Annotated in this window: 10 protein-coding genes; 5 read left to right on the forward strand and 5 right to left on the reverse strand. The window is 60.6% G+C overall.

The genetic code is table 11. The features are described 5' to 3' along the window. Positions 1 to 599 precede the first annotated feature (599 nt). The 4 genes from recJ to GHK62_RS00565 form a co-directional block, all read right to left on the reverse strand. Positions 600 to 2,402, reverse strand: coding sequence for a single-stranded-DNA-specific exonuclease RecJ (gene recJ / locus GHK62_RS00550; protein ID WP_153436428.1), 1,803 nt, complete (start codon positions 2,400 to 2,402; stop codon positions 600 to 602). A 132-nt stretch (positions 2,403 to 2,534) separates the two neighbouring features. Further along, positions 2,535 to 3,857 (reverse strand): homoserine dehydrogenase, encoded by a 1,323-nt coding sequence (locus GHK62_RS00555; protein WP_153436429.1) that lies wholly within the window; start codon positions 3,855 to 3,857, stop codon positions 2,535 to 2,537. Positions 3,858 to 3,935: 78 nt separating this feature from the next. Then, positions 3,936 to 5,153 carry an LL-diaminopimelate aminotransferase gene (locus GHK62_RS00560; protein ID WP_153436430.1) on the reverse strand — a complete coding sequence of 406 codons (1,218 nt, stop codon included), beginning with the start codon at positions 5,151 to 5,153 and terminating at the stop codon, positions 3,936 to 3,938. A 125-nt stretch (positions 5,154 to 5,278) separates the two neighbouring features. Then, positions 5,279 to 5,584 (reverse strand): SHOCT domain-containing protein, encoded by a 306-nt coding sequence (locus tag GHK62_RS00565; protein ID WP_153436431.1) that lies wholly within the window; start codon positions 5,582 to 5,584, stop codon positions 5,279 to 5,281. Positions 5,585 to 5,796: 212 nt separating this feature from the next. Here GHK62_RS00565 and phaC point away from each other — a divergent pair, with 212 nt between their 5' ends. From phaC to radC, 4 genes are read left to right on the forward strand one after another with little or no spacing between them, the layout of a single operon-like run. Further along, positions 5,797 to 7,644 (forward strand): poly(3-hydroxyalkanoate) polymerase subunit PhaC, encoded by a 1,848-nt coding sequence (phaC, locus tag GHK62_RS00570; protein WP_184109036.1) that lies wholly within the window; start codon positions 5,797 to 5,799, stop codon positions 7,642 to 7,644. A 10-nt stretch (positions 7,645 to 7,654) separates the two neighbouring features. Further along, positions 7,655 to 8,374 (forward strand): DNA/RNA nuclease SfsA, encoded by a 720-nt coding sequence (gene sfsA, locus GHK62_RS00575; RefSeq protein WP_184109034.1) that lies wholly within the window; start codon positions 7,655 to 7,657, stop codon positions 8,372 to 8,374. Between the two features lie 29 nt (positions 8,375 to 8,403). Further along, on the forward strand, positions 8,404 to 9,243 hold the full coding sequence (gene map / locus GHK62_RS00580) for a type I methionyl aminopeptidase (RefSeq protein WP_153436433.1): 840 nt from the start codon (positions 8,404 to 8,406) through the stop codon (positions 9,241 to 9,243). After that, a complete protein-coding gene (gene radC / locus GHK62_RS00585) occupies positions 9,240 to 10,028 on the forward strand; it encodes a RadC family protein (RefSeq protein ID WP_184109032.1) in 789 nt (262 codons plus the stop codon). The genes map and radC overlap by 4 nt, the downstream gene beginning before the upstream one ends. 352 nt (positions 10,029 to 10,380) lie before the next feature. Here radC and GHK62_RS00590 read toward each other — a convergent pair whose 3' ends face one another. After that, a complete protein-coding gene (locus GHK62_RS00590; protein ID WP_234886731.1) occupies positions 10,381 to 11,427 on the reverse strand; it encodes a magnesium and cobalt transport protein CorA in 1,047 nt (348 codons plus the stop codon). A 199-nt stretch (positions 11,428 to 11,626) separates the two neighbouring features. Between GHK62_RS00590 and sthA the strand changes: the two genes are divergently transcribed. Then, positions 11,627 to 13,030 (forward strand): Si-specific NAD(P)(+) transhydrogenase, encoded by a 1,404-nt coding sequence (sthA, locus tag GHK62_RS00595; RefSeq protein ID WP_153436434.1) that lies wholly within the window; start codon positions 11,627 to 11,629, stop codon positions 13,028 to 13,030. Positions 13,031 to 13,073 lie beyond the last annotated feature (43 nt).

Below are 13,073 nucleotides of genomic sequence, written 5' to 3' on the forward strand. Positions count from 1 at the left end.
CGCCCTTTCACGGCGGAAACACGGGTTCGAGTCCCGTTGGGCGTGCCATAATCCCAATCAAATCTTACAGTTACACAGGCGTAAGCCAACCTGACCAAAGGTTCCGGCCAGATAGCAATTCGCCTTAGGAATACTGTACTTAGGCCTTGCCCCTATATTTGAGCACTTTCTGATATATTGGAAGCCTGATCCGACTGCTGACCAGCCGGAAAACGAAATTGGGGGGAATCCATGAATTATTGCGCTTCGACATTGATTACGGCCAGCGTGCTTTCCAGTGCAGCGCTCGTCTCGTGCACCACCACGACCGGCAGCATCGGGCCTACGCCTGGAACCCATCAGATAGCAGGCCATCCGTACCGCACGACGAATGATTGTGTCCGCAAGGCGCCCGTCGGCCAGTTTGATCTGAAATGCGACGTTCCGCTGCTCGGTTACCGCAATTTCTCCGACCCGACTATCGTACCGCAGAGCGGTGCACCCGGGGGATTCGCTTTCCGATAGAGGCGGTCACGCTACTGAGATAACCGCCGGGTCGGCATGGTTGGAAGGGCTTTGGACCAAGCGAGGAGTATCACGCTCCACCATTCTCGAATTCGTCAGATCGCCTTTGCTGCGTCCGCTACACGCAGTTGGACGCGACGGGTTCCCTGCCAGAGGTCCGCCGAAACCGATCCCGCCACATGAATGGTGGAGCCGCGGCTGCCAAGCAGGAAGTCGCCGATAGGCGTTTCGGTGGCGCGAAAGGCGATGCCGTCGATCCGGCTGCCATCCTGGCCCTCGAGCGTTACCTTGACGTGATTGGCGCCGACCTGTCGGGAGTCACGCAGCCGGTGCTGCGGAAAGGCGAAGATCGGCTGCGGATGTCCAGAACCATAGGGGCCGGCCTGCTCCAGGAGATCGACCAGTTCGATCGTCGCACCCGACGCACCGAGCGCGCCGTCAACCTTCAGGGTCTCCGTGGACACAAGATCGCGCACCACCGCTTCGGCCCGCTCTTCGAAGAATTGCCGAAGCCTGCCGAGATTTGTGCGCTCAACTGTCAAGCCCGCAGCCATGGCATGGCCGCCGCCCTTGACGAGAAGACCGCTTTCGACCGCCGCCCGCACCATCCGGCCCATGTCGAAACCATTGATCGAACGCCCCGATCCCGTTCCTCGCCCACTCGGGTCAAAGGCGATCGCGAAGGCAGGCCGGCGGAATTTTTCCTTGATGCGTGCCGCGATGAGCCCAACGATTCCCGGGTGCCAGCTTTCCCGCGCCGTGACGATCACCGAAGCCCCCTCGCCGGTCCCGTATTCCGCCAGCACCTCCGCTTCGGCCTCGGCGAGCATCGCCGCCTCCATGGCCTGACGCTCGCGGTTAAGCTCGTCGAGCCGGCCGGCAATCGTTTCGGCGGCCGCCGCATCTTCGAGCGCCAACAGCCTGCTGCCCAAGGCGGCATCGCCGATTCGTCCACCCGCATTGATACGCGGGCCGATCAGGAATCCAAGATGATAGGGCGTCACCGGGCCGCCGATTGCAGCCTTGCGGAGAAGCGCCGCGAGGCCCTTATTTCCCATGTGACGCGCGGCGATCAGCCCCTTGACCACATAGGCGCGATTGAGCCCCTTGAGCGGCACCACATCGCAGACGGTCGCCAATGCGACAAGATCAAGCTGCGCCAACAGATCGAACGACGCAGCACGCGGATCCCTTTGGCCGCGCAGCACCCGCAAGGTATTGACGAGGGCAAGATAGACGACGCCGGCAGCACAAAGATGCCCCTGGCCGGAGAGGTCGTCCTCGCGGTTCGGATTGACGAGCGCATGGCACGGCGGGAGGGATGACCCCACTTGATGGTGGTCGATGACGACGACGTCGACGCCGCGGCGGGCGGCAACCTCAAGGGACTCGTGGCTGGTCGAACCGCAGTCGACCGTAACGATAAGATCGGCTCCGTTGTCGACCAGTTGTTCGATCGCTTGCGGATTGGGCCCGTAACCTTCGAAGATGCGGTCCGGAATGTAAATGTCGGCCTCGATGCCGAAATGGCGCAGGAAGCGGACCATCAGCGCGCAAGAGGCGGCGCCGTCGACGTCATAGTCCCCGAATATCACCACCTTTTCGTGGCGGCGCGTCGCCAGTGCCAGTCGCTCGGCCGCCTTGCGACAATCGGTCAACGTGTCCGGATCCGGCATTAGCGCGCGAAGCGTCGGATCGAGAAACGCGGCAGCATCGTCGAGCGCTACGCCGCGGCCGGCGAGCACGCGGGCGATCATCTCGGAATAGCCATGGACCTGGCTAATCGCCAAGGCCCGGTTTTGCCCGGCTTGATCCAGACGCGACACCCAGCGCTGCCCGCTGACCGAGCGCTCGACGCCGAGAAATGCCCTTTGGATCGGGTCCGCCAATACGTCCATGTTATTTGTCCGCCCGCATTCTTCTGTTCTTAGCGGACATTTCAGGCTGGAAGAACCCGAATGAAGAAGGCTCCGGCGGGCCAGAGGCCTGTCGGAGCCGTTTCTCAACAGTTTTAATGTGCCGGTGGGCGATCAGCCCGCCTTTGGCCGCTCGATTCGGATGACCTGCGGCTCCCCGACAAGATAGCCCTCGCCCTTGACGGCGACGATCGCCTTGCGCACGGAAGCTTCATGCGTGGCATGCGTGACCAGTATGATCGTCTTCGGTTCGGCGGGATCCACGTAGTGCTTGGAATGCTGCATGATCGATTCGAGCGAGATATCGTTTTCGGCCATATGCCCCGCGATGTTGGCGAAGACACCGGTACGATCGAGAACTTTCAGCCGAATGAAATAGCCGCCTTCATGGCTTTGTATGCGGGCTCGCTTGTAGGGCAACAGTGCGGTCGCCGGGCGGCCGAAAGCCGGTACGTGTTGCGCGCCCGGGCGGCTCTTGGCGATATCGGCGATGTCGCCGAGCACGGCCGACGCGGTCGCATTGCCGCCAGCACCGGGGCCGACCATCAGCAGTTCGCCGAGAATATCGGACTCGATCGCAACCGCGTTCGTCACACCGTCGACCTGGGCGATGACGGAATCGTAAGGCACCATCGTCGGATGAACGCGCTGCTCAATGCCGCTTTCGGTACGTTGCGCGACCCCGAGCAACTTGATCCGATAGCCGAGATCGGCGGCCGCCTGGATGTCCTCGATCGAGATGTTGGTGATGCCTTCGAGGTAGATGTCATCGGCGGCGATTGCGGTGCCGAAGGCGAGGCTGGTCAGGATCGACAGCTTATGCGCCGTATCGTTGCCCTCGATGTCGAAGGCCGGATCCGCCTCGGCATAGCCAAGGCGTTGGGCTTCCTTCAGGCAGTCTTCGAACGAAAGCCCCTCCTTCTCCATCTTCGTCAGGATGTAGTTGCAGGTGCCGTTCATGATGCCATAGACGCGCGAGACGGTGTTACCCGTCATGGACTCGCGAAGCGCCTTGATAACCGGAATGCCGCCAGCTACCGCGGCCTCATAGTTGAGCAGCGCGCCATGCTCTTCGGCAATTCCCGCAAGCTCGATGCCGTGGGCGGCGAGCAGCGCCTTGTTGGCGGTGACCACATGGATGCCCCGCTGCAGCGCAGCCTTCACGGCGGAATAGGCCGGATCTCCGGCTCCGCCCATCAACTCGATGAAAACGTCGATGTCCGCTTCGGACGCCAGCGAAACCGCGTCATCGAACCACTTGATGTTCGAAAGCTTCACGCCGCGGTCCCTGGATCGGTCCCTCGCCGTCACCGCCATGATCTCGATCGCCCGACCGCACGTGGTTGCCAGCATCTCATGACGATCCTGGAGAATCCGCACGAGCGAGGCACCGACGGTCCCCAAGCCCGCAATGCCGATTTTGAGGGCATCTGACATAGCAAGTTCCTAACATGTAGAGGCCCCGCCAGGCGTGGCGGGACTATTCTGGTTTGGAAACCGGACCGACCCGATTTCCTACCGGTGTGCGTTAAACGAGATGACGTTGTGCATCGTCTCATCGGCCGCGGACAGGAAGCGCTTGATGTTACGTGCAGCCTGCCGGATCCGGTGTTCGTTCTCCACGAGCGCCAGGCGGACATAGTCGTCGCCCTGCTCGCCAAAGCCGATGCCGGGCGCGACGGCAACGTCCGCCTTTTCGACGAGAAGTTTCGAGAACTCGAGCGAGCCCAGATGACGGAACTTCTCGGGGATCTTTGCCCAGGCAAACATGGTCGCCGGCGGCGGCGGCACTTCGAAGCCCGCCTTGCCGAAGCTCTCGACCATCACGTCGCGCCGCCGCCTGTAGATGTTACGCACCTCGGCAATGTCGCTGCCGTCACCGTTGAGCGCCTGCGTCGCGGCAACCTGGATCGGCGTGAATGCGCCGTAGTCGAGATAGGACTTGACCCGCGTCAGCGCCGCGATCAGCCGCTCGTTTCCGACAGCAAAGCCCATGCGCCAGCCGGGCATGGAGAACGTCTTCGACATCGACGTGAACTCGACCGTCACGTCGATCGCGCCAGGCACTTCCAGCACGGAGGGGGGCGGCGCGTCATCGAAGTAGATTTCAGAATAGGCGAGATCCGAAAGCACGATGATGTCGTGCTTCTTCGCAAACGCGATGACTTCCTTGTAGAAGTCGAGCGAAGCGACCTGCGCCGTCGGGTTCGACGGGTAGTTGAGAATCAGCGCCAAAGGCTTCGGAATCGAATGCCGCACAGCCCGCTCCAGCGGCGGAAAGAAGCTGTCGTCCGGTTCCACTGAGATAGACCGGATAACGCCGCCCGCCATCAGAAAGCCGAAGGCGTGGATGGGATAGGTCGGATTCGGGCACAGGATGACATCGCCGGGTGCGGTGATCGCCTGCGCCATGTTGGCGAAGCCTTCCTTGGAGCCGAGCGTCGCGACAACCTGTGTCTCGGGATTGAGTTTGACGCCGAAGCGACGGGCATAATAGGCGGCCTGAGCACGACGCAGACCGGGAATGCCCTTCGACGACGAATAACGGTGTGTGCGCGGATCCTGGACAACCTCGCAAAGCTTGTCGACGATCGACTGCGGGGTGGGAAGATCCGGATTGCCCATTCCGAGGTCGATGATGTCAGCACCGGCCGCTCGCGCGCTTGCTTTCAAACGGTTGACCTGTTCGAAAACATAGGGCGGCAAACGCCGGACTTTATGAAACTCTTCCATCTCCAAACCTCGTTTGGCGCAAGCCTCCACAAGCCGTTCGGCTTTCGCGGAAGCAAACGCGGTGGTGAACGGCCGTCATCGCGGCCATTCAACGCTTTGCGTCCAAATCACCGGAAAGGCAAGCGCTAATTCGCGATCTGTTTCAGCGTGTCGGCCCCGTGTTGCTCGGCCAGCAACTGCAATTCCTTCAAGCGCCGCTGATATTCGGCCTCGGAGATCGAGCCGGATTGGCGGGCCGTGGCAAGCGCCGTCAACCGGGATTGCATCGAGACCGCCTCTTCCTCGGTCATCTGGGGGGCCGCGGCCGGCTTTTGCCCATAAACGGATGGATACGAGGCCAATTGGGCTGTCGAACTGCATCCGGTAAGAGCGCCCGCGAGGAGCAATCCCAAAACCCAAGAAACCGAGCCCTGTTTTCCGACGACAAGCATGCTGGCGATGACCCCTGTTTTTCCGGCGCGACGATGGCCAGTGCACCGGGTGCCCGAAAAAGACACGCCAATGACACTTTAACCGCTTGAATTCAAAGCGATTTACTCGCTTCCTGTGATTCCTTTGGAAAGCTGAACGCTCTAGCCCTTGTAATCATTTTCGGGCAGAATGTAAAAATGCAAAACAGATAAGATGCTGTGGAGGACGCCGGGTGACAGCAGACAGGAAGGCCGAGGACGGCGGTGGCAAGAGCGGCTTTGCCGGCTTTGATCCGAAATCGGTCGAGCCCTACATCGTCAAGGATCCAGAAAGCTTGGCCGTCAACCTGGCCCGCGCAGCAGAACAACTCGGCAAGGCAGCGTCTGCGTGGCTTGCTCCGCGCGAAGCTGGCGAGAAGACCGATACCTTCGCCGAGCCCGTCTCCGACATGGTCAAGACGCTATCGAAGATCTCGGAGTACTGGCTCTCCGACCCGCGTCGAACGCTGGAAGCCCAGACACATCTCATGGGCAGTTTCTTTGACATCTGGTCGCGTAGCCTTCAGCGCATGGCCGGCGATGTTGCCACGGATCCGACGAGCATCGAGCGCACCGACAAGCGCTTTGCGGACGAGGACTGGGTGAGGAATCCGTTCTTCGACTTCATTCGCCAGGCCTATCTCGCTACCTCGGATTGGGCGGAGAGGATGGTCAATGACGCCGAGGGGCTCGACGACCATACCAAGCATAAGGCGGCATTCTACGTGCGCCAGATATCGAGCGCCCTGTCGCCGACCAATTTCGTAACGACCAACCCGCAACTCTATCGCGAAACCGTGGCATCAAGTGGTGCCAACCTCGTCAAGGGCATGCAGATGTTTGCGGAAGACATCGCTGCCGGGCGCGGCGATCTCAGGTTGCGGCAGACGGATACCAGCAAGTTCGCCATCGGCGAAAACATCGCAATCACGCCGGGCAAGGTGATCGCCCAGAGCGATGTCTGCCAAGTCATTCAGTATGAGGCGAGCACCGAGACAGTTCTCAAGCGGCCGTTGCTGATCTGCCCGCCGTGGATCAACAAGTTCTATGTGCTCGATCTCAACCCGCAAAAATCCTTCATCAAATGGGCGGTCGACCAAGGGCACACCGTGTTCGTCATCTCCTGGGTCAACCCCGATGAACGCCATGCCTCGAAGGACTGGGAGGCCTATGCCCGTGAAGGGATCGGGTTTGCCCTGGACATCATCGAGCAGGCAACAGGCGAGCGCGAAGTCAATGCCATCGGTTACTGCGTTGGCGGCACGTTGCTTGCTGCCACGCTGGCGCTCCACGCCGCCGAAGGCGATGAGCGCATCCGCTCGGCGACACTCTTCACGACGCAAGTGGACTTCACCTATGCGGGAGATCTAAAGGTCTTTGTCGACGATGACCAGATCAGCCAAATCGAACGCAAGATGAGCGCGACCGGCTATCTCGAAGGCTCGAAGATGGCGACCGCCTTCAACATGCTCAGGGCGTCCGAGTTGATCTGGCCGTATTTCGTCAACAACTATCTGAAGGGCCAGGAGCCCCTGCCCTTCGATCTCCTTTACTGGAACTCCGATTCAACCCGGATGCCGGCAGCCAACCACTCCTTCTATCTTCGCAACTGCTACCTGGAGAACAAGCTCTCCAAGGGAGAGATGGTGCTTGCCGGCCGGAAGATCTCGCTCGGCGACGTCAAGATACCGATCTACAACCTAGCAACGAAGGAAGACCACATCGCGCCCGCCAAATCGGTGTTCCTCGGCAGCAGCTTCTTCGGCGGCAAGGTAACGTTCGTTCTGTCAGGCTCGGGCCATATTGCCGGCGTCGTCAACCCGCCGGACAAAGGCAAATATCAATACTGGACCGGCGGTCCCGCCAAGGGCGACGTCGACGAGTGGCTCGGCAAGGCAAAGGAGACACCGGGCTCCTGGTGGCCGCACTGGCACAGCTGGGTTGAAAAGCTCGACAAGAAACGCGTTCCGGCCCGAAAGCCCGGCGGGCCGCTCAACTCGCTTGAGGAAGCGCCGGGCTCCTATGTCCGCGCACGGGCCTGATGGGTCACACGTGAACTTCTCCCGTCCGCTCGTTCCAGCCACGCTTGTGCAGCGTTACAAGCGCTTTCTTTTTGACGCCGTTCTTGCCGATGGAACGAGGATTACCGGCTCGTGTCCGAACACCGGCTCGATGCGCGGCTTGACCACCCCGGGATCGCCGATCTGGCTTTCGGAGCACGACAGCCCGACGCGGAAATACCGGCATATGCTGGAGATCGTCGAAGCGGACGGAACATTGGTCGGCATCAATACCGGACTGCCAAACCGGCTTGCCGAGGAAGCGATCGCGGCCGGCCTCGTCGGCGACCTTCATACCTACCCGCTACTGCGGCGCGAGCAGAAATACGGCCGCAACTCCAGGATCGACATCCTCCTCAGCGACCCCACGAAGGGTCTTGCCTATGTGGAAGTGAAAAACGTCCACTTCAGCCGCGATTGCGGCCTCGCTGAATTTCCCGATAGCCCGACCGCGCGCGGCGCCAAGCATCTGGAAGAACTCGGCGACATGGTGGAAAGCGGCCACCGCGCAATCATGCTCTATCTTGTCCAAAGACACGATTGCGATGTCTTCCGGATATGCCGCGAACTCGATCCGGTCTATGCTCGCGCATTCGAGCGCGCTGCGACACGCGGCGTTGAGGCTTATGCCATCAAATGCACGATATCGCCCTCGCAAATAGTAGCCACTGCGGCGATGGCTGTGGACGAACCCGCCCTCGCTGATTTATGACATGCGCTTGAAACAATGAAAGTTCTGTAATGGTAACCTATATCGAGGCCGGCGCTGCCCCCTACAAGAACACCGGCGTCATCCGTCTTTACGGGCCGGATGGTTTCGAAGGCATGCGCAAGGCCTGTCAGGTGACGGCGCGTTGCCTGGATGAACTGGTGCCCCGCGTACAGCCTGGCGTAACGACTGAAGAGATCGATCGCTTCGTCTTCGAATTCGGCATGGACCACGGCGCGCTTCCCGCCACGCTCAACTATCGCGGCTATACGAAATCATCTTGCACGTCGATCAACCATGTCGTCTGCCATGGAATTCCGAACGAGAAGCCCTTGCGCGAAGGCGACATCGTCAACATCGACGTCACCTATGTTGTGGATGGTTGGCATGGCGATTCCAGCCGCATGTATCCCGTCGGCGAGGTAAAACGTGCCGCGGAGCGGCTGCTCGAAGTCACACACGAATGCCTGATGCGCGGCATCGCGGCTGTGCGGCCCGGCGCACGCACCGGCGCGATCGGCGAGGCCATACAGGCTTATGCGGAATCCGAGCGCTGTTCGGTCGTGCGCGATTTCTGCGGCCATGGCGTCGGCCGGCTGTTCCACGACGCGCCGAACATCCTGCACTATGGGCGCGCCAATGAAGGCCCTGAACTGCGCGAAGGCATGATCTTCACGATCGAGCCGATGATCAATCTGGGTCGGCCGCACGTGAAGGTTCTGTCGGACGGCTGGACCGCCGTCACGCGCGACCGTTCGCTTTCGGCACAATACGAACACACGATCGGCGTCACTGCGGATGGCTGCGAAATCTTCACGCTTTCGCCAGCCGGCCTGTTCAAGCCCGGCATTGCTGCAGTGGGCAACGCGTGACGAGGACCCCGCCCCTCTCCGAAGGCGAACTGCAGCCGACGGACGAGCGGCAGTTCTTTGCACAGCAAAAGCCGCGCGTCGGCGACCCCGAAGTGATCTCTGCTCCTTCCGCGGAGGCACATTATCACGGCCATCGCGATCGGTTGCGCGACCGTTACCGCGAACATGGCGATGCAGCGCTCGCGGACTACGAGGTGCTGGAACTCATTCTGTTCAGGCTGATCCCCCGTCGCGATACGAAGCCGATTGCCAAGGCGCTGCTCGCGCGCTTCGGAACGCTCGCAGGCGTTTTCGGCGCGCCGCTCAATCTGTTGCAGGAGGTCAAGGGTGTTGGCGAGTCGGTCGCGCTTGATCTCAAGCTCATCGCCACAGCGAGCCACCGGATGCTGAAGAGCGAGTTGCGCGACAAGCAGGTCCTGTCATCCTGGAGCGCCGTTATCGACTATTGCCATGCAGCGATGGCGCATGAGACCAAGGAGCAGTTTCGCATCCTCTTCCTCGATAAGCGCAATGCGCTGATCGCCGACGAGGTCCAGCAGCGAGGCACGATCGACCACACGCCGGTCTATCCGCGTGAGGTGATCAAGCGTGCACTCGAGCTATCAGCGACCGCGCTGATCCTGGTCCATAACCATCCCTCCGGCGACCCGACGCCTTCTCGTGCAGATATCGAGATGACCAAGTTGATCGCCGAAGCCGCCAAACCGCTCGGCATCGCTCTTCATGACCACATCATCATCGGCAAGGACGGGCACGCGAGCCTCAAGGGCCTTCGACTGTTCTAGCGTGGTCGTGAGCCGCGGCCCGCAACGGCGCGCGCTCGACCCTGTTTCTCATTACGGCCATCTCGCTGAAGCTGTCAGGTGCGCCACAGTTGCTCTCCATCCAGTGGCAGGCCGCGTTGAACAACTCGCTTGGAACTTCCCTACGGTGGCGTCCGTTCATTCCCATGAAAGGAGTGACCGATGAACCAAATCATTTACCTCGTGGGCCTAGTTGTGATCGTGATAGCTGTCTTGTCGTTCTTCGGATTGGGTTGAATTCGGCAGCCGTAACAGCTGATCGTTGCCGGGCTATCTAGGATATATCGACAAAGTGAACCGGTGGCTGAGCGTGGGTGCGTGCCCGGCATTTGCTTCAAAGCCATTTCGCACGCCGGAAGAAGCGGTAGAGTGTAACGCACAGCCCGATGATGACGGCCAGCACGACAAAATAGCCGTAGCGGAACCGAAGCTCGGGCATGTCCTCGAAGTTCATGCCGTAGATGCCGGCAATCGCCGTCGGAACCGCCAGGATCGCTGCCCACGAAGCGAGCTTGCGCGAGATTTCCGTCTGCTCCGACTGGCCAATCATCAGGCTCGCCTCGAAGGTGAAGGCAAGCACCTCGCGCAGCGCATCGATGTCTTCCTGGACCCGTCGAACATGATCGGTCACATCGCGAAACAAGGGCTGCATCGCCGCATCCATGCCCGGAAGTTCGAGGTGTTCGTGCCGGCGGCACACGTCCACCAACGGCACCACGGCATTGCGCAGGCGCAGAAGGTTGCGACGCAGCAAGTAAAGCCGTTCTATGTCCGCCTTGTCCAACCGGCCGCGCAACAAGCGATCCTCAAGTTCCTCGACCTCGCCGTGGATCGCTTCGACCACCGGCATGTAGTTGTCGACGATGAAATCAAGGATCGAATAGAGGATGTAATTCTCACCATGGGCGAGCGCTGCCGGCGAGGATTCGCATCGCTGCCTGACCGCCATGTAGGAGGTCGATGCCCCGTGGCGAACGGAAATAATGTAGCCGCGACCGACGAAGAGATGCGTCTCACCAAAGGAAATCTGATCGTCGGCCATGTGGGCCGTGCGCGCGACGACGAAGATCGCGTCACCGTAGATTTCCAGCTTCGGACGCTGGTGCGCCTTTCCGGCGTCCTCGATTGCCAAATCGTGGAGATTGAATTCAGCCTGAACCTGCCGCAACAGTGCCTCATCCGGCTCATGCAGGCCAATCCAGATGACGACGTTTTCGCGGTCACGCCATTGTCCCGCCTCTTCGATCTCAATGTCGCGGAGGCGCTGCCCGTCCTGGTAGACCGCGGCAGCGACGACTCCCGGGCGGGTCGGCCGAACCGCCGTCTCGACCTTTATCACGCCAGCCGAATGGCCGGGGATCGCCGTCGCTTCTGATGCCATTCCTATTCCACCTGTGCTTCGCCGCGCAAGAAAACGAACGGGCGACGTCATACGCAAACATAGCTTTATTTCGGCACGGGCGCATCCACGATAGAACAATGCGCATGGTGCTTCATCAAACGGCACAATTGACGGTATAAACGCCTGCGGATGAAATTTGCCGCATTGCACAACGATTCTTCGCATACGGGAAGCGTTCATGAACCAGTTCGATCTCATCGTCGTCGGAAGCGGCCCGGCAGGGCGCAGGGGCGCCATCCAGGCCGCGAAACTCGGTAAGAAGGTGCTCGTCGTCGAGCAGGGCAAGCGCGTCGGCGGCGTCTCCGTCCATACCGGAACTATTCCCTCGAAGACGCTTCGCGAGACCGCGCTCAACCTGTCGGGGTGGCGCGAGCGCGGCTTCTACGGCCGCTCCTATCGGGTGAAGCAGGAAATCAGCGCCGACGATCTGCGCCGCCGTCTCATCATCACCCTAAATCACGAGGTCGAGGTGCTCGAACACCAGTTCGCGCGAAACCGCGTCCAGCATGTCCGCGGCCGGGCAAGTTTTGTGAGCCCGACGACGCTCGAGATCCTCAAGGACGACGGCGAGAGCATTCCCGTTTCCGCAACGAGCATCCTGCTTGCCGTCGGAACGAAACCTTTCCGCCCGGACTACATCCCCTTCGACGGTAAGACCGTCATCGACAGCGACGAGTTGCTCGACATTGGGGAATTGCCGCGTTCGCTGGTCGTGATCGGCGCTGGCGTTGTCGGCATCGAGTACGCCACGATCTTCAGCGCCCTCGACACGCAGGTCACGGTCATCGATCCCAAGACAACGATGCTCGATTTTATCGACAAGGAGATCGTCGAGGACTTCACCTATCAATTGCGCGATCGCAACATGAAGCTCAATCTCGGCCAGAAGGCGGAGAAAGTGGAGCGGCTCGAAGACGGTAAGGTTCTGCTTACGCTCGACAATGGCCGCAAGATTACGACCGAGATGGTCTTGTTTGCCGCTGGCCGGATCGGCGCGACCGACGCTCTCAACCTGCCCGCGGCCGGGCTCGAAGCGGACAGCCGCGGGCGGCTGAAGGTGAACCCGGAAACATTCCAGACTTCGGTTCCGAACATTTACGCCGCCGGCGACGTCGTCGGCTTCCCGAGTCTTGCTTCGACCTCCATGGAACAGGGGCGCGTCGCCGCTCGCGTCGCCGTCGGGGCAATCGCGAAGGAGCCGCAGAAATATTTCCCCTATGGCATCTATGCCGTGCCGGAAATCTCCACCTGCGGCCTCTCTGAAGAAGAGGTCAAAGAGCGCGGCATTCCTTACGAATGTGGAATTGCGCGGTTCCGGGAGACGTCGCGCGGGCACATCATGGGGCTCGATTCAGGCCTCTTGAAAATGATCTTCTCACTCAAGACCCGGCGTTTGCTCGGTGTCCACATCATCGGGGAAGGCGCGACCGAACTCGTGCATATCGGCCAGGCGGTTCTCAATCTGAAGGGCACCGTCGAGTACTTCGTCGAAAACACATTCAACTATCCGACTCTCGCCGAAGCCTACAAGATCGCCGGCCTCGATGCGTGGAACCGCATGGGCGAAATCAAGACGGCTTAGCGCATCGGCCCGAAAATCGGACCCGATTTTCGGAAAGCACGAT

Source organism: Sinorhizobium terangae, from assembly GCF_009601505.1.
GTDB lineage: Bacteria > Pseudomonadota > Alphaproteobacteria > Rhizobiales > Rhizobiaceae > Sinorhizobium > Sinorhizobium terangae.

Excerpts from the sequence above, each read along its gene's own strand:
- sthA (WP_153436434.1), top strand. The coding sequence starts at position 11,627 with ATGAACCAGTTCGATCTCATCGTCGTCGGAAGCGGCCCGGCAGGGCGC.
- recJ (WP_153436428.1), bottom strand. The coding sequence starts at position 2,402 with ATGGACGTATTGGCGGACCCGATCCAAAGGGCATTTCTCGGCGTCGAG.
- GHK62_RS00590 (WP_234886731.1), bottom strand. The coding sequence starts at position 11,427 with ATGGCATCAGAAGCGACGGCGATCCCCGGCCATTCGGCTGGCGTGATA.
- GHK62_RS00565 (WP_153436431.1), bottom strand. The coding sequence starts at position 5,584 with ATGCTTGTCGTCGGAAAACAGGGCTCGGTTTCTTGGGTTTTGGGATTG.
- GHK62_RS00555 (WP_153436429.1), bottom strand. The coding sequence starts at position 3,857 with ATGTCAGATGCCCTCAAAATCGGCATTGCGGGCTTGGGGACCGTCGGT.
- map (WP_153436433.1), top strand. The coding sequence starts at position 8,404 with ATGGTAACCTATATCGAGGCCGGCGCTGCCCCCTACAAGAACACCGGC.
- GHK62_RS00560 (WP_153436430.1), bottom strand. The coding sequence starts at position 5,153 with ATGGAAGAGTTTCATAAAGTCCGGCGTTTGCCGCCCTATGTTTTCGAA.